This is a genomic window from Salipiger sp. CCB-MM3, assembly GCF_001687105.1.
GTDB lineage: Bacteria > Pseudomonadota > Alphaproteobacteria > Rhodobacterales > Rhodobacteraceae > Salipiger.
On sequence record NZ_CP014598.1, the window covers coordinates 172,752 to 191,142 of the forward strand.

Consider the following 18,391-nt stretch of genomic DNA (forward strand, 5'->3'; position numbering starts at 1 on the left):
GGCATGGATGCCTTATATCTAGTAAACGTCAAGCATTTGGGAATATTAAAATATGAAGAAATATCTCAAGACCATTTCCGGCCGAGGGGCGGCAAAATTTCTTCCTCAATGCCGCTATCGCAACTGCATACTCATCCTTGCACATATGCGGTGCGGCTCCACCGCGCTGTCGAACATCCTTTGTTCTCGCGCGGAAGTCCGTGGCTATGGAGAAGCACACATCCGTTATGACGGACGTGACGCCCTCGGCCGTCTTGTGGTTAATCAGACTTTGCGCAGTGGCAGAAGCCTCGGTGCTCTTTATCTATTCGACAAGATCCTTCACAGCCGGTACGATGAGGATGCTCCAGCCGAATTTTTTGACGCGCGAGCCATCTTCGTCGCGCGTAGTCCGAAGCCTGCGATCCGCTCAATACGCAAGCTTTTCGCCGGGCTAGGTAATCGGGAATACGAAACAGACACAGATGCCGCGGAGTATTACCTCGAGCGCTTAAATAGGTTGATGGTTCTTTGGCAAAAGTTTCCGGCTCACCGCAGGATCGGGCTTACACATTTAGATCTCCTGAGCGATCCTCAGGCGCAGCTTAATCGGATCTCCGCGCGTCTTGAGATTCATCCCCGGCTCGAGAACCACTACGTCAGCGTCGCTGCCTCACGTAAAGGTGGAGGAGGAGATCCGACTACAAGCGGTCGCTACACGCGGATCGAGCCACAAGAAGGAACTATGCTGAGCGCTGACAGGATAGTGTTGAACATCGCTCCGGAGTTGGAGATAGCGGTCGAAGAAGCCTATGCGCGCTTCGTGCACTTGACTTCGGATGCATAACGTTCGGCATCTGGTACCTGAAAAGGGCTTTTTGTCCTGCTGCCGGTTTCGTGGACAGTGGGTTAGGTTTACATAGCGCGGGCCTCGAGCGCCACCGGACTTAGATAGCCCAACTTCGAATGTCGGCGTCTCGGGTTGTATAAGCATTCGATGTAGTTAAAGACGTCAGCCCGAGCGGCGCTACGTGTGCGGTAGATCTTGCGCGCGGTCCATTCGGTCTTGAGAGAAGAGAAGAAACTCTCCATGGCCGAATTGTCCCAGACGTTTCCAGCTCTGCTCATCCACTGCCCGGCAGGCGCATGCGGAGCATGCTGCCGAGTGAGGAGCAGGTGATCTCATGGTCGAGCAACAGGTGCTGGAACTGCTCACTCGTGTATTGCGAACCTTGGTCCGAATGATGAAGCAACTCGTCGGCCTTGCCGCGGCGCTAGACGACCATCATCAGTGCGTCCATGACCAATGTGGCATCGCGATCCGCTCTCATTGACCACCCCACCACGCGTCGGGAGAACAGGTCCAGCACGTGAGCTGACCCCATCGAGTGGTCCGGGTTAAATGCTAATGCATGGTCGGCCTTCGATCTATGGGGATGAAGGTCTCCGGTGCCGGTGTCCGATATCCAAGAGCGCTATGCGGCCGAGCGGTGTTGTAGTGCTTTCGCCATTGTTCGATGAGGATTTGCGCCTCCCTCAACGAGTAGAAGACCTCGCCATTCAGCAACTCGTCCCGGAAGCGCGCATTGAAGCTCTCGCAGTAGCCGTTCTCCCAGGGTGACCCCGGCTCGATGTAGGCGGTCTTCGCCCCCACCAGCTCGATCCAGTCGCGCACCTTCTGCGCGATGAACTCCGGGCCGTTGTCGGACCGGATGAACCGCGGCGGGCCGCGCTGGATGAAAAGGTCCGTCAGCGCGTCCAGGACATCGGTGGAGTTCAGTCGCCTGTCGACACGGATCATTAACGCCTCCCGCGTATATTCATCGAGGATGTTGAGCGTCCGGTAAGCCCGGCCGTCGCTGGTCCGGTCCTGCACGAAGTCGTAGGACCAGACGTGGTTGGGGTGCTCGGGCTTCAGCCGCACGCAAGAGCCGTCGTTCAGCCAGAGCCTGCCGCGCTTCTTCTGCTTGTGTGGGACCTTGAGCCCTTCGCGCCGCCAAATGCGCGCCACCCGCTTATGGTTCACCTGCCAGCCGGCACGCCGCAGCAGCACGGCGACCCGGCGGTAACCGTAGCGGCCATATTCCCGGGCCAGTTCGATGACGTCGGCGGTCAGCCGCGCCTCGTCTTCCCGGCCCTGGGGCGGCTTGCGCTGCGTGGAGCGGTGTTGGCCGAGCACCCGGCAGGCCCGGCGTTCGGAGATGCCGAGTGTCTGGCGCACATGCTCCACGCATTCGCGGCGGCGCGAAGGGCTTAGAAGTTTCCCTGGGCAGCCTCGGTCAGGATCAGCTTCTCGAGCGTCAGGTCAGATACCGCCCGCCGCAGCCTCAGGTTCTCCTTCTCGAGTTCCTTCAGCCGCGACAACTGTGCCCGGTTCATCCCACCATACTGCTTCCGCCACCGGTAAAAGGTATGCTGCGATATCCCGATCTGCCGCACCGCATCGGCCATCGACAGGCCCTGGCCATGCAACACCTCGACCTGACGCAGCTTGGTGACAATGTCTTCCGGCTTCTCACGCTTTCCAGCCATTCCGTAGTCCTCCTGTTCGCCGAAATCCTATCGGATTTCAGGCTTCGTGGGTGGACCACTTCAAAGGGGCTGGCTCACCTCATGGAAGCGCGGATGCAGAAGATGGGCCGCCGCGAGTACGTGCAGGTGTTGCGCCTTCTCGAGACCTTCGAACTCGCCGACGTGCATGCCGCGGTGAAGAAAGCGCTGAACCTGGGGGCGGTCGGCTTCGACGCTGTCAAACACCTCGTGCTGTGCCACGTCGAGAGGCGCCCCCCGAAGCTTGATCTCGACGTCTATCCCTATCTGCCGCGGGCCAACGTGGGGACCACCTCGGCGGCGAGCTACATGTCCCTGTTGTCGGGAGATGCGGCATGACCGGTGCTCCGCAGATCTTGCTGGCTCATCACCTGAAGACGCTGAAGCTCCCGACCTTCTTGCGGGAGCATGAGAAGCTGGCGCGCCAATGTGCAGCCGAGGGCCTGGACCACGTCCAGTTCCTCGCCCGACTGGTCGAACTGGAACTGATCGACCGCGAGGGACGGATGATCGAACGCCGGATCAAGGCTGCAAAGTTCCCCGCCAAGAAGAGCCTGGACAGCTTCGACTTCAAGGCGATCCCGAAGCTCAACAAGATGCAGGTACTGGACCTCGCCCGTTGCGAATGGATCGAGCGGCGCGAAAACGTCATTGCGCTCGGACCGAGTGGCACGGGCAAGACGCATGTTGCTCTGGGGCTGGGACTGGCCGCTTGTCAGAAAGGAATGTCGGTCAGCTTCACTACGGCCGCGGCACTGGTCAACGAGTTGATGGAAGCCCGCGACGAGCGCCGCCTCCTGCGGCTCCAGAAGCAGCTGGCCTCGGTCAAACTGCTCATCATCGATGAGCTGGGCTTCGTGCCTCTGTCAAAGACCGGCGCCGAGCTACTCTTCGAGATGATCTCGCAACGCTACGAGCGGGGCGCCACGCTCATCACCAGCAACCTGCCGTTCGACGAATGGACCGAGACCTTCGGAACAGAGCGGCTGACCGGCGCTCTGCTCGACCGCCTGACCCACCACGTCAACATCCTCGAGATGAATGGCGAGAGCTACAGGCTCGCGCAAAGTCGGGCCCGAAACGCCGGCCAGACCCCATAGAAAACCGCAACGCGCGCTTGAGCCCGCCGGGAGGGCGTAGCCCGAGCGGCGGGCTCAAGCGCGCAAGAAAGTGGCCTGCTTTTGCGCCGCCCCGTGGCCGGTTTTTGCTCCGCCGTTGACACCCGTGAGCCAGATGCAAGCCCGGAAACCCTAAGGACGGCCGAGGGCGTGTCGGGAAGCACACGTCTACAAGTGATGCAGTGTCGGCGGAGCGAATCCTTCACTTCAAGTGAGCACCGGGCAGTCCGCTTCAAAACTTGTGCAAACTTTGCGCAGCCAAAGGTGAACGGCGCGTGTTTATTCTGCATTGCAGAAAATATCTGGCGTGTCACGTAGCCTTGACGGTCGGCATGTGGTGTACTGGTTTAGAAAGTATGAAGATTTAACGAGAAACTCGGCTCGCGTTAACAATCTGAGAGATGCAGGCAGTGCTGCCTGCGGGCGCGGCATTTAAATAGTTCAGTAAGTAAAAAATAAATCGACCCTTCGGGCAGGTGAGAAATTCAGTGTCGGCTAGTCCCCTCCTCCGGCCGGTGCACACGATCGGCCGTTAGATTAGCGGCGCCACCGATTTGACTCTTAGGATTTTGCGATGATGCACTCTTCCTCCGAGGCCCTCCAGGGGCTGATATCCGAGAAGGCCGGCGGGTCTTCATTCGGCTACGCAAGGTTCTTGAAGCGGGTACTTGATCTCGTTCTGGGCCTTTTGATCCTCCCTTCCATCCTCCCTGTTCTTCTGGTGCTTTATGTCCTTGTTCGTCTCGAAGGCGGTCCCGGCTTCTTTGGGCACCAACGTGTCGGACGCAGTGGGAAGATGTTCAAATGCTGGAAGATCCGGACCATGGTTCCGGATGCGCAGCAGCGTCTTCAGGAGTTGCTGGCAAGCGACCCCAATGCCAAGGCCGAATGGGAGCGTGACCAGAAGCTCCGCAACGACCCCCGGGTCACTAAGCTTGGTAATTTTCTGCGAAGCAGTTCTCTCGACGAACTTCCGCAGATCTGGAACGTGCTGAAGGGCGAGATGAGCCTGATTGGCCCGCGCCCGGTTACCCAAGCAGAGATGATCCGGTACGGCGCCCAGAAGGATGTCTACCTGGCACTCCGCCCGGGCATCACTGGTCTGTGGCAGATTTCGGGTCGCAATGACCTGAGCTACAGCGAGCGCGTATCGCTAGACGCCAGCTATCTCGAGCGGATGTCGCTTCGGCAGGATCTTCGCATTCTTCTTGGTACCGTGAACACGGTTCTTAAGCGCACCGGCTGTTAAGCCGGTGTGGCCCGTTCGTTAATTCACGGGCACCTTAACTCAGACTAGCAACAAACACGGTGGGTGGATGAAAATTGCGGTAGTCGTTTGCTCGGTCGGACGTCCTGACTCGCTTGAGCAGACCATTCCCTGGATTTCCCGTCAGACCAAGAAAGCGAGCCAAATCCTCTTGGTGGTAACGCGACCCGAGGACCTTCCCTCCCAGAAGGTGCTCGAATCCGCAGAGCCAGCCGTCGAAGTGATCTTTTCTGAGAAAGGCCTGCCGCGCCAGCGCAACCGAGGTCTCGACGCGGTCCAAGGGCGCTGCGACGCGGTGTTCTTTATCGATGATGACTACCTCCCGACGCGAGATGCGATTGCCGGGATTGAGCGCGCATTTTCGGACTTCCCGAAAGCCTCTGGTATCACAGGTGATCTGATCGCCGATGGTATCCATGGCGCCGGAATTCCTTTCGACGAGGCGGCGCAGCTGGTCGAAAGGTTCGAGGCCACGCAAATCAAGAATGCCGCCGCCCCACGTGCTTTGAAGCGCAATCTCGTGGGCCTTTACGGTTGCAACATGGCCTATCGCTCCGCTTTGATCGGTGATGTGCGTTTCGATGAACGTCTGCCGCTCTATGGCTGGCAGGAGGATGTGGACTTTGCGAGCCGCCTGCCCGGCGAGAAGCTGAAGACCGATGCGCTGGTCGGCGTGCATCTCGGGGCGAAATCAGGTCGCGAGACCAGCGGTGACCTGCTTGGGTACAGTCAGGTCGCCAACGTCGCCTATCTCATGAAAAAGGGCTCGATTCCCAAGAGGTTCGGGCTTGAACTCATCCTTCGGAACATGGCGGCAAACCACGTGAAGATGTTTCGCCCCGAGCCTTGGATTGATCGCAAGGCACGGGTGAGGGGCAACTGGATGGCGGTTGCGGATCTGCTCAAGAGACGCTCGGCGCCCGAACGCATCCTTGATCTGCGGCGAGCCGACTAGGGCGCAACTCTACCCCACCACGATTCCCGCGTCGCTCAGTGCGCCGTGCAGGCGGGCGAAGGTTTCTGAGCTTTCCATCGCCTCGTGTTTGCGCTGGCTGAGCAGCGCGTCCAGCGGCTCGGCGAGGGCGATGGCGGTGTCGACCTCTTCGTCGCTGCCATGCCGATACGCGCCGATGCGGATCAATTCTTCCATATCGGCATAGCGCGCGGCGGCGCGGCGGGCGGTGCGGTAGATCGCGTATTCGTCCTCGTTGTGGCAATCGGGCAGCATCCGCGAGATCGAGCGCAGCAGGTTCACCGCCGGGAAGCGGCCCTGTTCGGCAATCTTGCGGTCGAGCACGATATGCCCGTCCATGATGCCGCGCACCGCGTCGGCGATCGGGTCTTCCATGTCGCCGCCATCGACCAGCACCGTATAAAGCGCGGTGATGTCCCCGGCGCTGCCCGAGCCCGGGCCCGCGCGCTCCATCATCCGCGGCAGTTCCGCGAAAGTGGTGGGCGGGTAGCCCTTGGAGGTCGGCGGCTCGCCCCCGGCAAGGCCGATCTCGCGCTGCGCCATGGCGAAACGGGTCACGCTGTCGAGCAGCAGCAGCACCTGCTTGCCCTGATCGCGGAAATGCTCGGCCACGGCGGTGGCAGTCCAGGCGGCCTGACGGCGCATCAGCGGCGGCTCGTCACCGGTAGAGACCACGACCACCGAGCGCGCCATGCCTTCCTCGCCAAGATCCTCCTGCAGAAAGTCCTGCACCTCGCGGCCCCGCTCGCCGACGAGGCCGACAACGATCACATCCGCCTGCGCGCCGCGCGCCAGCATCGCCATCATCGTCGATTTGCCGACGCCGGATCCGGCAAAGACCCCCATGCGCTGGCCGCGGCACAGGGGGGTGAAGACGTCCATCACCTTGACCTTGGTGTTGAGCCGCTCGCCAACGCGGCGGCGCTCAAAGGCGGGGGGCGGGGCGGCGCGGATCTTGCGCGGGGCGTCACCCTCGGGCAGGCGGCCCTTGCCGTCGAGCGGCTGTCCGAGGGCGTTCACCACCCGGCCGATCCATGCATCATCGGGGCGAATCTCGGCGGCACTGTGCGAGACCTGCACCGGATCGCCAGTGCGCACCCCGTCCCAGCTGCCGAAGGGCAAAAGCCGCGTGCCCTGCGAGTCGATGCCCACGACCTCGGCCAAAACCGGCCCTTCGCGGCCCTGCACGAGGCAATGCGCGCCAATGCCGACGGCGCGTTCGAGCCCCGACACGGTAAGGACAAGCCCCAGCGCAGAGGTCACCTGCCCGGAAATGCTTGACCTTTCAATGGTCCGTGTAAGACTTGATAGCTCCGAAAACGCCGTGTGCATGGCTACTATCCATTGATCAGTTCGTTTTATTCATGCTATCCTTGTTTCAACCAAAAGGGAACTCTTCATGAAACTTGGTGGAATGTCCTTTTTCCAGCTCGCTTCGGACCGCATGACGTGGCTCGGGGCGCGGCAGACTGTGATTTCTGAAAACATCGCCAACGCCGACACGCCGAATTACAAAGCGCGTGAGGTCAATGACTTCGCCGAGGCTCTGGAAGGGCAGCGCAGCTTCAACGGGCTCGACACCACCGATTCCCAGCACATCCGCAACACCACCACCGCGCCTGATGGCGTGCGGATCGAGCGTGACGAGACCGCGTGGGAAGGCAGCCTCGACGGCAACACCGTGTCGGTCGAGCAGCAGACCATCAAGGCCGCCGAAGTGGCGGGCAATTACCGGCTTGCGGCCGAGCTTTACCGCAAGGGCAACAGCCTGCTGACCATCGCGGTCACGGGCATTCGCTGAGAGGGGCCGTCATGGATCCGCTGAAATCCATTCTCAACGTCGCGGCCAGCGGCATGCGTGCGCAGGGCGAGCGGCTGAAGGTCGTGTCGGAAAACGTGGCCAACGCCAGTTCCACCGCCAACGAGCCGGGCGGCGATCCCTACCGCCGCAAGGTCATCTCCTTCGAAGAGATGGTCGACCGCGAAAGCGGCGCGTCGATGGTGAACGTCTCGGACGTCACCCGCGACGATGCCGATTTCGAACTGCGTTACGACCCCGCGCACCCTTCGGCCAACGAGGATGGCTTTGTGAAGGTGTCGAACGTGAAGACCATTCTCGAACTGGCCAACATGCGCGAAGCCTCGCGCAGCTATCAGGCCAACCTCAACATGTTTGAAACCGGGCGCACCATGCGGACCCAGCTTCTCGATCTGCTGAAATAGGACTCCCAAGAATGGCGGAACCCTCGTCGCTCCTTTCGCTGAACTCTGCCAGCGGGGCCTACCGGGCCTCGCGCGACATGGTTGCCGAAAAGACGCCCCCGATCGTCCCCGAACAGAATGAGGGGCCGAGCTTTTCCGAGATGGTCGCAAAGGCCGGCGCCGAGACCGTGCAGACCATGCGCGAGGCCGAGGCCACGGCACAGACCGGGCTGCGCGGCGGGGCCGACACGCAACAGGTGGTGCTGGCCACGCTGGAGCTGGAATCGACGGTGAAGGTCGCCGTCTCGGTGCGCGACAAGCTGGTCGAGGCCTATCAGGAAATCATGCGGATGCCGGTCTGATCCGGCAGTGGGGGCGCGGTGACAGAAAGCGATACGCACACGATCCTGTCGGAGGCGTTCCTGACCGTGCTCTACGCGTCCGGCCCGATCATGGCGATCGCGCTGGTCATCGGCCTCGTGGTCGCCTTCTTTCAGGCGCTGACACAAGTGCAGGAAATGACGCTGACCTTCGTGCCGAAGATCGTGTCGATCTTTCTGGGCCTGCTGGTGCTGATCCCCTTCATGTACGCCATGGTCAAACAGTTCTCGGACACGGTGTTCGACCTCATCGTCAGCGGGGGGCTGTGATGCGCCGTCTGGTGGATGTGCTTTTGGGGGCCGGGCTGGTGCTGCTGCTTGTGGCGCCGGGAGCCCGCGCCGACTGGAGCGATTTCTACCGCCCGACAGAGCGCGCCGCCGCGCCCGCGCCGGTTTTGCGCGGCGCCATTGATCCCAGCGGCGTCTGCATCCGCGAGATCCTGCGCGCGCAGTTGCGCCACCAGATCCCCGGCAACCTGCTTTTGGGCATCGGCCTGCAAGAGGCGGGGATGATGCATGAGGGCGAGCTGACGATCTGGCCGTGGACCGCCAATGCCGATGGCGACGGGCGCTATTTCGACAGCCCCGAGACGGCGGCCAGCTGGGTGCGTGCGCGCCGTGGCGCGGGCGTCACCTCGATCGACCTTGGTTGCATGCAAGTGAATCTGCGCTGGCACCCCGACGCCTTCGCCTCCTACGAGCAGGGCTTCGATCCGGCGCAGAACGTCGACTATGCGGCGCGGCTGCTGGTCTCGCTCTACGAGCAGACCGGCGACTGGATCGAGGCGGCGGGCCGCTATCATTCGGCCACCCCCGAATATAAAGACCTCTACCTCTCGCGGTTGCGCCAGAACGTCGAGATCGCCAATGAGCGGCTCGATATCTTCCGCGCGCTCGCCTCGGCAGAGGGCGGCCCCCTCGCCGCGCCGGTGACCGTCGCCACCACGCAGCCGCTGCCCGAGGGGCATTTCTGGACCTCCTCGATCACCACCCGCTCTGGCGCCGCCGCCGAGGGCGCACGCTCGCTCTTCGGGCGCGAGGTGATGCAGCCCGTGCTTCCCGCCTTCCGAAAGATGTTCTGATGGCCCTGACCGATCCCTTCACCGCCACGCAGAAAAAGAGCAGCAACCTGCTGGGCAAGGGCATGGCCAACCGCGACGTGGCTTTCGCCATCGGCGTGACGCTGATGCTGGCGGTGCTCTTCGTGCCGCTGCCGCCGGTGATCCTCGATTTCGGCCTCGCGGTGTCGCTGTCGGTCTCGGTGCTGATCCTGATGGTCGCGCTTTGGATTCCCAAGCCATTGGAATTCAACTCTTTTCCAACGCTTTTGCTGGTCGTCACCATGCTGCGGCTGTCGCTCAACGTCGCCTCGACCCGGCTGATCCTCTCCGAAGGCCACACCGGCCCCAGCGCCGCGGGCGGGGTGATCGAGGGTTTCTCGCGCTTCATCGTGGGCGGCAATTTCATCATCGGCATCGTGGTCTTTGCCATCCTCGTGGTGATCAACTTCGTGGTGATCACCAAGGGCTCGACCCGGATCGCCGAAGTCTCCGCCCGCTTCTCGCTGGACTCGATGCCCGGCAAGCAGATGGCCATTGACGCCGACCTCGGTGCCGGGCTGATCGACGAAGAGCAGGCGCGCAGCCGCCGCAAGGAACTGGAGGACGAGAGCGGGTTCTTCGGGGCGATGGACGGTGCTTCCAAGTTTGTGCGCGGCGATGCGGTGGCGGGGATCATCATCACCATCATCAACGTCATCGGCGGCATTTTGATCGGCGTCGCGCAGCACGGGCTGTCGCTCTCGGAGGCGGCCAATTTCTACACGGTGCTGACCATCGGTGACGGGCTGGTGACGCAGGTTCCGGCGCTGGTGGTCTCGCTGGCGGCGGGTCTGATCGTCACCAAGGGCGGCACCGAAGGCGCGGCGAACGAGGCGGTTCTGGGTCAGCTCTCGAAGTTCCCGAAGGCGCTTTTCATGGCCTCTGCGCTGCTTTTTGGCATCGGGCTGCTGCCCGGCTTTCCGGCGCTGGTCTTCACCGCGCTGGCGGGGCTGATGATTGGGCTTGGCATTCTGGTGCAGCGTGGCGCGGAAGAGGCCGCAAGGACCGCCGCCCGCGAAGAGGTGGCGCGGCAGAAGGCCGAGGCCGCACCCGCCGAAGACAACATCAAAGAGACCCTGAAGCTCGACAGTCTGCGGCTCGATCTGGGGCAGGCGCTGGTGCCGCTGATCTCCAGCCCCGATGCGGCTCTGGCGGGCAAGATCAAGAGCCTGCGCGGCCTCTTCGCGCGCGAGTTCGGCTTTGTGCTGCCGACCGTGCGCATCAAGGACGAGCCGATGCTGCCCTCGCAGAGCTATGGCATCATGGTGCAGGGCGTCGAAGTGGCCCGCGGCGAGGTGCGTCCGGCGGGCATGATGGTGGTCAATCCCGGCAACTGCGGCCTGAAGGGCGAGAAGGGCAAAGACCCGACCTTTGGCCTCGAGGCGCTGTGGGTCGATCCGCAGACCGCCAAGACCGCCGAGGGCATGGGGCTGACGGTGGTCGATCCGGAAAGCGTGATCATCACCCATCTGACCGAGGTGGTGAAGGAGCATCTGCCCGAACTGATGACCTATGGCGCCACACAGGAACTGATCGAGGGGCTCGACCGCGAGTATCAGAAGCTGGCCAAGGACATCCCCGGCAACGCGCCGATGGTGCTGATCCAGCAGGTGCTGCAGGGGCTGCTCGCCGAGAGGGTTTCGGCGCGAAACCTCCCGCTGATCATCGAAGCCATCGCCGACGCCAAGCGCAGCACCAACAGCGTCACGCAGATCATCGAGCAGGTGCGCCGCCGCCTCGCCAACCAGATCTGCAAGTCGATGATGGATGGCTCGGGCTTTATCTCGGTGATCACCATGGGCCCGGCATGGGAGAAGGAATTCCTCGAGGCGCTGCGGGTCAGCGGCGACGAGCGCAACTTCGTCATGTCGCCGCAGCGGGTGCAGGATTTCGTCCTGCAGGCCCGCCGCGAGATCCAGCAGTTCGCCGAGCGCGACGAGTGGCCCGCGCTGCTGGTCAGCCCCGAGGTGCGCAGCTTCGTGCGTTCAATGCTGGAGCGGGTCAGCCCGATGACCACGGTGCTGTCGCACAATGAGATTCACCGCAAGGCGGCGCTGCGCACCGTCGCCACCATCGGCAAATAGATGAACCTCTCGGCGTTCCTCACCGCCGAGTTTCTCGGTGTGGCGCTGGTCTTCGCTCGGATCGGCGGCATCATCATGTTCGTGCCCGGCTTCGGCGAGGCGCTGTTTCCGGCCCGCCACCGGCTGGCCATGGCGCTGGTGCTGTCGCTGGCGCTTTACCCGCTGACGCCACTGGGACCGGTGGATTTCGAGAACCCCGCCGCCTTCCTTGCGACCATGGCGATCGAGTTGACGCTGGGCGTCTGGATCGGGGTCACCGCGCGCATCCTGCTGACCGGGCTGCAGTTCGCGGGCTATCAGATCGGCATGATCTCGGGGCTCGCCAACGCGTTCTCGCCCAGCCTTGGCTCGTTCGAGGGCGCCAACCTCGTCTCCTCGGCGCTGATGATGGCGGCTGTGGCGGTCATCTTCGCCACCGATATGCACCATATGATCATCGGCGCGATGGTGATGAGCTATGAGGTGTTCCCGCCGGGGCAGATCCTGACCGGCGATCTGGCGCAGCAGATGGTCAAGGCGGTGAGCCAGAGCTTTTACATGGGGCTGTCGATTGCCGCGCCGTTCTTTGTCATGGGGCTGCTGCTCAACCTCGCCATGGGCCTGACCGCGCGGATGATGCCGACGTTGCCGGTGTTCTTCGTGGCGGGCTCGGTGCTGATCGTGTCAGGGCTCTTAGTGCTGGTCATGGCGACGCCGATGATGCTGCGCGAGTTCGCCGACGAGTTTGCCGCATGGCTCGGCCTGCTGGTGTTCTGAGGGGGCGCTGGAGATGGCCGAAGACGAGGATAAGGACAGCAAGACCGAAGAGCCGACAGAGCGAAAGCTTCGACAGGCGCGCGAGAAGGGCGACGTTCCCAGCTCCAAGGAGGTTGGCAATGTGACCGGGGTGCTGTCGCTCTTTGCGGTGACGGCCTTTGTTCTGCCCAGTGTTTCGGCTCCGCTCTCGGGCATTCTGCGCGGGGTGTTCGAGACCGCCGGTCAGGTGCATGTGGGCGAGGGCGTGGCTGGCATCCGCGATCTGGGCGGCGTCACTTGGGGCGTGCTGCGCGGCGTCGGGGTGCTGCTTGCGCCGCTGATGGCGCTGATGGTTCTGGGGGCGCTGGCCGGGGCGGTGCTGCAGGGCGACGTGGTTGTGGCCGCCGAGCGCATCAAGCCGAAACTGTCGAAAATCTCGCCCATCAGCGGATTTAAGAAAATCTTTTCGACCAGCGCGATGGTAGAGTTCCTCAAGAGCATCGTGAAGGTGCTGGTGGTCGCGACGATCGGGCTTTGGATCACCTATAAGATGGTGCGCGAGATTTGGCAGGCGCAGGGCATTCTGCCCGGCGTGGTGACCGAACTGGCGCGGCAGGCCGCCTCGCAGATGCTGCTTGTGGTGCTGGCGCTGCTGGTGGTGATCGCGGTGGCGGATGTGTTCTGGAAGCGGTTCGATCACCGGCGCAAACAGCGCATGTCGTTGCAGGAGATCAAGGACGAGACCAAGGACACCGAGGGCGATCCGCAGATCCGTGGCAAGCGCGCGCAATTGCGCCGCGAGCGGGCCAAGCAGCGCATCGCGCAGTCCGTGCCGCGCGCCACGGTGGTGCTGACCAACCCGACCCATTACGCGGTGGCGCTGAAATACGAGAGCGGCGTCGACATGGCCCCGGTCTGCGTGGCCAAAGGGGCCGATCTCATGGCGGCGCGGATCCGTCAGCTGGCGCGCGAGTCAGAGGTGCCGATCATCGAGAACAAGCCGTTGGCGCGCGCGCTGCACGATGTGGCCGAACTCGACAAGCCAATCCCCGTGCAGCACTGGGAAGCGGTGGCCGCGATCATCGGCTACGTCATGGACATGCAGCGCAACATCAAGCGGCCGATGCCCGAAGGATCGAGTCTTCGGGAAGAAGACTGACGCATCGGCCAGGGTTCCTCCTCTCGTCGTGGGCGCCACCGGCAGATGGTCGCGCAAACATCCTGCGCAGCGTGGAAATCCTGCAAGAACCGGGGTAGGGCAAAGGCGTCTGCCGCCTGCCCCATGCTGCGGCACCGCGACTGTAGACCTTTGTATGCAGAACGGCTAAACGGAGCCAGACCTCCAGGAAAGGCATTGCATTATGGCTGAGAACAACACGCCTGACATCGTTTACACCAAGGTCGATGAAGCGCCCGAGCTTGCCTCGGCCTCGCTGCTTCCGATCATCCGCAGCTTTGCCGCCGCCGCTGGCGTCTCGATCGGCACCAAAGACATCTCGCTGGCGGGCCGCATCCTTGCGACCTTCCCCGAGGCGCTGACCGACGCGCAGCGCCAGTCGGACGATCTGGCGTGGCTCGGCGACTGGGTGAAGACCCCCGAAGCGAACGTCATCAAGCTGCCGAACATCTCGGCCTCGGTGCCGCAGCTGGTGGCCGCGGTGAAGGAACTGCAGGCGCAGGGCTACGCGCTGCCCGACTACCCCTATGAGGCGACCACCGACGAAGAGAAGGCGGTTCAGGCCAAATACGACGGCATCAAGGGCTCGGCCGTGAACCCGGTGCTGCGCGAGGGCAACTCGGACCGCCGCGCCGCCGCCGCCGTGAAGAAATTCGCGCAGAACAACCCGCACCGCATGGGCGAATGGACCTCCTCCAGCAAGACCCGCGTCGCTTCGATGTCGGGCGGCGACTTCTTCTCGAACGAAGTGTCGGCGACCCTCAACAAAGCCGCGACCGCGAAGATCGTGCTGGAAACCGCTGCGGGCGAGACCGTCCTGAAAGAGGGCGTCTCCTACCCGGCAGGCACCGTGGTCGACGCCACCTACATGAGCGCCGCCAAGCTTGATGCCTTCCTCGAGGACGAGATCAAGAAGACCAAGGACGAGGGCACGCTCTTCTCGCTGCACATGAAGGCGACGATGATGAAGGTCTCGGACCCGATCATCTTTGGCCACGCGGTGAAAGCATGGCTCAAGCCCGTGTTCGAGAAATACGGCGACGAGATGAAGGCGCTTGGCGTCAATCCGAACTCGGGCCTCGGCGACCTGCTGGAGCGCGTGAAGGACAACGCCGAGATCGTGGCGGCCATCGACGAAGTGCGCGCCGCGCGTCCGCCGATGTACATGGTGAACTCCGACAAGGGCATCACCAACCTGCACGTGCCGTCCGACGTGATCATCGACGCCTCGATGCCCGCGCTCATCCGCGCCGGCGGCAAGGGCTGGGGTCCGGACGGCAATGAGGGTGACACCAACTGCGTGATCCCCGACAACTCCTACGCGCCGGTCTATGACGCGGCGATCGAGTTCTTCAAAGCCAACGGCAAGCTGAACCCGGCCACCGCAGGCACCGTGCAGAACCTTGGCCTGATGGCGCAGAAGGCGGAAGAATACGGCTCGCACCCGACCACTTTCGAGATCCCCGAGGCGGGCACCGTCAAGATGATCCTCGACGATGGCACCGTGCTGCATTCGCATGACGTGGCCGCAGGGGACATCTGGCGTTCGGCTTCGGCCCGCAAGGCGCCGATCGAAGACTGGGTGAACCTTGCCATCGAGCGTCAGAAGGCGACCGGCTACCGCTCGATCTTCTGGCTCGACGCGAGCCGCGCCCATGATGCGCAGCTGATCGAGTATGTGAAGCCGATCCTCGAAGCCAAGGGCGTTGCCGACAAGTTCGAGATCATGGCCCCGCGCGAAGCCACCATCGCCTCGCTCGAGACCATCACCAAGGGCGAGAACACCATCGCGATCACCGGCAACGTGCTGCGTGATTACCTGACCGACCTCTTCCCGATCCTCGAGCTGGCCACCTCGGCCAAGATGCTGTCGATCGTGAAGCTGATGAACGGCGGCGGCCTCTTCGAGACCGGTGCTGGCGGTTCGGCGCCGAAGCACGTGCAGCAGCTGATGGAAGAAAACCACCTGCGCTGGGACTCGCTGGGTGAATTCTGTGCCCTTGGCGAGAGCTTCAAGTTCCTTGCCGATCAGAAGGACAACGCCAAGGCGCGTGTTCTGGGGGATGCGGTCGAGGCTGCGACGCAGGGCATTCTCGACAATGACCGCAGCCCGTCGCGCAAAGTGGGTGAGCCGGACAACCGCGACAGCCACTACTGGTTCGCGCGCTACTGGGCCGAAGCTCTGGCAGCGCAATCGGACGATGCCGAGCTGGCGGCGCATTTCGCACCCATCGCCAAGGCGCTGGCCGAAGGCGAAGCGGCGATCACTGGCGAGCTGGCCGCAGTGCAGGGCAAGCCTGCCGATCTGGGTGGCTACTACCACGGTGATGCCGAGAAGACCGCTGCTGTGATGCGCCCCTCGGCGACGCTGAACGGCATCCTCGGCTGAGATCGATGCTGACGAAATGAAGGCGCCCCCGGTCCGATGGGCCGGGGGCGTTTCCATGTCCGGACATAGTCTGGGCATCGCGCGGTGCAGGGGCGCATCGGGGCCGATGGCCCGGCTTTCGGGATTTGAGGGCAAAAACGCGGCCCGCTCATCAAAGCATCCTACCGCCAAGTGTGGCGCCTAGAACTGCCGCCACATCATATGGTGTGTTTTCCACCATCGGCAGATTAATATCTGTCTTTACAACATATTAACCCAAGCCCTTTATCGAGTCGGCGCGGAAAAGCAGGCGATTCTCGCTTGCTTTCGTGGGGGCGTATTGTCGCAGTTCGAGTCGTTCTCGCAGTGGTTGTAAAGCCGATGTCCACAGACTGTGGAAAAGATGAGGCAAGACAGCGGCTTGTGTGAAATTCGCCACTTGGGGCAAAAATTTGCTCACGAAATGGCGATTTTTAGCTACTCTGAATGTGCCTGGGGTCGCTGCCACGACCAATCAAATCGAAGATTTTCTGCTTCTGGTGGTAGTGCCACGCCCGCATTTTAAGGGCGGCGTCTGACGTTCGGGTCTAGGAAAGGCGATTACAGCCAAACGTTCCATTTAGTCTTTAAGTAAGAGTGGCGCCCGGGGTTTTCCCCGGGTGTCTATTTTTTGCGGCCCGCGCCTCCTGCGGAAGGTTGAACCGATGCCCCGCCGGATATACATTCAAGGATGTAGATCATCCGTGTGGAGGCGATCATGCAAGTTTCGAAATGGGGCAACTCCCTCGCCGTGCGCCTGCCTGCTGATCTCGTACGCGAGCTTGGCTTGAAAGAGGGTGACCGGATCGACCTGCACCCCGATGCGCGCGGCCTTGCGGTGAGCCGGGCGGAACGGCCCGAGGAGATCCTCCAAGGCCTCCGCCGGTTCCGCGGGCGATTGCCCGATGCCGCCCGGCTGAGCCGCGACGAGGCCAACGCGCGCTGAGATGGCGCAGAGCTTTTTCGACACCAATGTGATCCTCTACCTGCTGGGCGAGGGGCCGAAGGCGGATCGCGCCGAGACGCTGCTTGCTCAGGGCGGGGTGATCAGCGTGCAGGTGCTGAACGAGGCGCTGGTCAATTGCCGCCGGAAGGCCAAGATGAGCCATGAGGAGGCCGGGGAGTTCCTCGGCGCGATCCGAGCGCTCTGCGAGACCCGCCCATTGACCGAAGGCACCCATGACATCGGTCGCGCGCTTGGCACGCGCTACGGGTTCTCGGTCTACGATTCCATGATCGTGGCGGCGGCGCTCGAGGCGGGCTGCGAGACGCTGTGGTCAGAGGACATGCACGATGGGCTGCTGGTCGAAGGGCGCCTGCGCATCGTCAATCCCTTTCGTCCCGGCTAAAGCCGCGCTCACGGCGTTTTCACCCAAACCTCACAAATTTGGGAACTTTTCGCGACCTCCTGCCGTTGCCGTCTTGATAAGCGGTCGGTGCAAGGGACAGGTACGGATTGAAACGCGGGATCTTCCTGAGCATTCCTCTGCTGCTTGCCGGATGCGGCGGGCGTCACAACTGGCTCGCTTCGGCGGGAGAAGAAGCGCAATCCGTCGAAACCCTGTTCTGGGTCGTGCTGGCCGGTGCGGCGGTGATCTGGACGCTGGTGATCGGCGCGGCCACCTACGCCCACCGCGCCGAGGCCAAGCCCGAACGTGAGCAACAGGCCCGAAGGTTCATCATCTGGGGCGGCGTGGCGCTGCCGGTGGTGGTCGTGGGCGGGCTGCTGATCTGGGGCCTGCTGATCCTCAAGGACATCACCGCCGATGATGGCGCGCTGACAGTGCGCGTGGATGGCGAGCGCTGGTGGTGGCGGGTGATCTATGACACCCCCGAAGGCCCGGTGACCACCGCCAATGAGATCCGCCTGCCGCTTGGCGAACCGGCCCTGTTCCGCCTCACCGCCGACGATGTGATCCATTCGTTCTGGGTGCCCGCGCTGGGGGGCAAGATGGACATGATCCCCGGACGCGAGACGACGCTGGCGCTGACCCCGCAAAAGCTGGGCAACTGGGGCGGGCTCTGCGCCGAGTTCTGCGGCGGTGCCCATGCGCTGATGCGCTTCGATGCCATCGTCATGGAGCCCGAAGCGTTTGACGCATGGCTCGCGCAAGAGGCGCAGCCCGCGCAGGTGGCCGAGGGCGATCCGGGCTTTGCCATTTTCGACGAAGAGGGCTGCGGCGCCTGCCATGCCATTCGCGGCACCGAGGCGCAGGGCCCGGTGGGGCCGGATTTCACCCATCTGGCCTCGCGCGACAAGCTGGGTGCGGGCATCTACGCCATGAGCCCGGACAATATGGCGCGCTGGATCACCGACACCCACGAGATGAAGCCCGATATCGACATGCCCGCCTATCCGGGCCTGCAAGGCGAGCGGCTCGACGCGCTCGTGACCTTCCTGATGAGTTTGGAATGAGCC

18 protein-coding genes and 2 pseudogenes are annotated in these 18,391 nt (G+C 62.8%); 17 read left to right on the forward strand and 3 right to left on the reverse strand.

From position 1 onward, the window contains the following. Positions 1-52 precede the first annotated feature (52 nt). A complete protein-coding gene (locus AYJ57_RS25720; RefSeq protein ID WP_083191482.1) occupies positions 53-826 on the forward strand; it encodes a sulfotransferase family protein in 774 nt (257 codons plus the stop codon). Between the two features lie 68 nt (positions 827-894). Here the strand turns inward: AYJ57_RS25720 and AYJ57_RS25725 are convergent. Together AYJ57_RS25725 and AYJ57_RS22620 are read right to left on the reverse strand one after the other, a co-directional pair. Next, a pseudogene (locus AYJ57_RS25725) lies at positions 895-1,355 on the reverse strand (DDE-type integrase/transposase/recombinase); the annotation flags it as partial. A 29-nt stretch (positions 1,356-1,384) separates the two neighbouring features. Beyond that, positions 1,385-2,511, reverse strand: a protein-coding gene (locus AYJ57_RS22620) for an IS3 family transposase (protein ID WP_157374376.1) whose coding sequence is annotated in 2 segments (ribosomal slippage) — positions 1,385-2,247 and positions 2,247-2,511 — 1,128 coding nt in all. Because the reading frame shifts where the segments join, the coding sequence is not laid out codon by codon here. A 42-nt stretch (positions 2,512-2,553) separates the two neighbouring features. Between AYJ57_RS22620 and AYJ57_RS22630 the strand changes: the two are divergent. The 4 genes and pseudogenes from AYJ57_RS22630 to AYJ57_RS22645 form a co-directional block, all read left to right on the forward strand. Beyond that, a pseudogene (locus AYJ57_RS22630) lies at positions 2,554-2,868 on the forward strand (IS21 family transposase); the annotation flags it as partial. After that, positions 2,865-3,629 carry an IS21-like element helper ATPase IstB gene (gene istB, locus AYJ57_RS22635; protein WP_066111331.1) on the forward strand — a complete coding sequence of 255 codons (765 nt, stop codon included), beginning with the start codon at positions 2,865-2,867 and terminating at the stop codon, positions 3,627-3,629. The pseudogene AYJ57_RS22630 and the gene istB, both read left to right, overlap by 4 nt. Before the next feature lie 592 nt (positions 3,630-4,221). Continuing rightward, positions 4,222-4,896 (forward strand): sugar transferase, encoded by a 675-nt coding sequence (locus tag AYJ57_RS22640; protein WP_335740021.1) that lies wholly within the window; start codon positions 4,222-4,224, stop codon positions 4,894-4,896. Positions 4,897-4,963: 67 nt separating this feature from the next. Further along, positions 4,964-5,869 carry a glycosyltransferase family 2 protein gene (locus tag AYJ57_RS22645; protein WP_066111333.1) on the forward strand — a complete coding sequence of 302 codons (906 nt, stop codon included), beginning with the start codon at positions 4,964-4,966 and terminating at the stop codon, positions 5,867-5,869. Positions 5,870-5,878: 9 nt separating this feature from the next. On the opposite strand, the gene fliI is transcribed toward AYJ57_RS22645, so the two are convergent. Beyond that, entirely contained in the window at positions 5,879-7,219 is a 1,341-nt protein-coding gene (gene fliI / locus AYJ57_RS22650; protein WP_066111335.1) for a flagellar protein export ATPase FliI, read from the reverse strand. 67 nt (positions 7,220-7,286) lie between these two features. Here fliI and flgB point away from each other — a divergent pair, with 67 nt between their 5' ends. The 12 genes from flgB (at position 7,287) to coxB (ending at position 18,388) form a co-directional block, all read left to right on the forward strand. Continuing rightward, positions 7,287-7,688: a flagellar basal body rod protein FlgB gene (flgB, locus tag AYJ57_RS22655; protein ID WP_066111337.1), complete on the forward strand. Its 402-nt coding sequence runs from the start codon at positions 7,287-7,289 to the stop codon at positions 7,686-7,688. A gap of 11 nt (positions 7,689-7,699) precedes the next feature. Further along, on the forward strand, positions 7,700-8,110 hold the full coding sequence (gene flgC, locus AYJ57_RS22660; protein ID WP_066111339.1) for a flagellar basal body rod protein FlgC: 411 nt from the start codon (positions 7,700-7,702) through the stop codon (positions 8,108-8,110). Positions 8,111-8,121: 11 nt separating this feature from the next. After that, positions 8,122-8,451, forward strand: coding sequence for a flagellar hook-basal body complex protein FliE (locus AYJ57_RS22665; RefSeq protein WP_066111341.1), 330 nt, complete (start codon positions 8,122-8,124; stop codon positions 8,449-8,451). Positions 8,452-8,469: 18 nt separating this feature from the next. Continuing rightward, positions 8,470-8,739 carry a flagellar biosynthetic protein FliQ gene (locus tag AYJ57_RS22670; RefSeq protein ID WP_066111343.1) on the forward strand — a complete coding sequence of 90 codons (270 nt, stop codon included), beginning with the start codon at positions 8,470-8,472 and terminating at the stop codon, positions 8,737-8,739. Next, the gene (locus tag AYJ57_RS22675; RefSeq protein ID WP_083191483.1) at positions 8,739-9,551 is read left to right on the forward strand and encodes a lytic transglycosylase domain-containing protein; all 813 of its coding nucleotides are present in this window, start codon (positions 8,739-8,741) and stop codon (positions 9,549-9,551) included. The genes AYJ57_RS22670 and AYJ57_RS22675 overlap by 1 nt, the downstream gene beginning before the upstream one ends. Beyond that, a complete protein-coding gene (flhA, locus tag AYJ57_RS22680; protein ID WP_066111345.1) occupies positions 9,551-11,653 on the forward strand; it encodes a flagellar biosynthesis protein FlhA in 2,103 nt (700 codons plus the stop codon). The genes AYJ57_RS22675 and flhA overlap by 1 nt, the downstream gene beginning before the upstream one ends. Then, positions 11,654-12,409 carry a flagellar biosynthetic protein FliR gene (locus AYJ57_RS22685; RefSeq protein WP_066111347.1) on the forward strand — a complete coding sequence of 252 codons (756 nt, stop codon included), beginning with the start codon at positions 11,654-11,656 and terminating at the stop codon, positions 12,407-12,409. It abuts the gene before it with no gap. Between the two features lie 13 nt (positions 12,410-12,422). Beyond that, the gene (flhB, locus tag AYJ57_RS22690; RefSeq protein ID WP_066111349.1) at positions 12,423-13,547 is read left to right on the forward strand and encodes a flagellar biosynthesis protein FlhB; all 1,125 of its coding nucleotides are present in this window, start codon (positions 12,423-12,425) and stop codon (positions 13,545-13,547) included. A 202-nt stretch (positions 13,548-13,749) separates the two neighbouring features. Then, positions 13,750-15,954 (forward strand): NADP-dependent isocitrate dehydrogenase, encoded by a 2,205-nt coding sequence (locus AYJ57_RS22695; protein WP_066111350.1) that lies wholly within the window; start codon positions 13,750-13,752, stop codon positions 15,952-15,954. A 736-nt stretch (positions 15,955-16,690) separates the two neighbouring features. Further along, positions 16,691-16,918 carry an AbrB/MazE/SpoVT family DNA-binding domain-containing protein gene (locus tag AYJ57_RS22700; RefSeq protein ID WP_066111502.1) on the forward strand — a complete coding sequence of 76 codons (228 nt, stop codon included), beginning with the start codon at positions 16,691-16,693 and terminating at the stop codon, positions 16,916-16,918. A gap of 1 nt (position 16,919) precedes the next feature. Next, complete coding sequence (locus AYJ57_RS22705; RefSeq protein ID WP_066111352.1) at positions 16,920-17,321, forward strand: PIN domain-containing protein; 402 nt, start codon at positions 16,920-16,922, stop codon at positions 17,319-17,321. A gap of 107 nt (positions 17,322-17,428) precedes the next feature. Then, a complete protein-coding gene (gene coxB / locus AYJ57_RS22710) occupies positions 17,429-18,388 on the forward strand; it encodes a cytochrome c oxidase subunit II (protein WP_066111354.1) in 960 nt (319 codons plus the stop codon). The last annotated feature ends 3 nt before the right edge of the window (positions 18,389-18,391 follow it).

Bases quoted from the DNA above. Each gene is read 5' to 3' on its own strand.
- flgB (WP_066111337.1), top strand. From the start codon at position 7,287: ATGAAACTTGGTGGAATGTCCTTTTTCCAGCTCGCTTCGGACCGCATG.
- flhA (WP_066111345.1), top strand. From the start codon at position 9,551: ATGGCCCTGACCGATCCCTTCACCGCCACGCAGAAAAAGAGCAGCAAC.
- AYJ57_RS22640 (WP_335740021.1), top strand. From the start codon at position 4,222: ATGATGCACTCTTCCTCCGAGGCCCTCCAGGGGCTGATATCCGAGAAG.
- AYJ57_RS22705 (WP_066111352.1), top strand. From the start codon at position 16,920: ATGGCGCAGAGCTTTTTCGACACCAATGTGATCCTCTACCTGCTGGGC.
- flgC (WP_066111339.1), top strand. From the start codon at position 7,700: ATGGATCCGCTGAAATCCATTCTCAACGTCGCGGCCAGCGGCATGCGT.
- AYJ57_RS22665 (WP_066111341.1), top strand. From the start codon at position 8,122: ATGGCGGAACCCTCGTCGCTCCTTTCGCTGAACTCTGCCAGCGGGGCC.
- AYJ57_RS22695 (WP_066111350.1), top strand. From the start codon at position 13,750: ATGGCTGAGAACAACACGCCTGACATCGTTTACACCAAGGTCGATGAA.
- flhB (WP_066111349.1), top strand. From the start codon at position 12,423: ATGGCCGAAGACGAGGATAAGGACAGCAAGACCGAAGAGCCGACAGAG.
- AYJ57_RS22645 (WP_066111333.1), top strand. From the start codon at position 4,964: ATGAAAATTGCGGTAGTCGTTTGCTCGGTCGGACGTCCTGACTCGCTT.
- AYJ57_RS25720 (WP_083191482.1), top strand. From the start codon at position 53: ATGAAGAAATATCTCAAGACCATTTCCGGCCGAGGGGCGGCAAAATTT.
- AYJ57_RS22700 (WP_066111502.1), top strand. From the start codon at position 16,691: ATGCAAGTTTCGAAATGGGGCAACTCCCTCGCCGTGCGCCTGCCTGCT.
- AYJ57_RS22685 (WP_066111347.1), top strand. From the start codon at position 11,654: ATGAACCTCTCGGCGTTCCTCACCGCCGAGTTTCTCGGTGTGGCGCTG.
- AYJ57_RS22675 (WP_083191483.1), top strand. From the start codon at position 8,739: ATGCGCCGTCTGGTGGATGTGCTTTTGGGGGCCGGGCTGGTGCTGCTG.
- istB (WP_066111331.1), top strand. From the start codon at position 2,865: ATGACCGGTGCTCCGCAGATCTTGCTGGCTCATCACCTGAAGACGCTG.
- fliI (WP_066111335.1), bottom strand. From the start codon at position 7,219: ATGCACACGGCGTTTTCGGAGCTATCAAGTCTTACACGGACCATTGAA.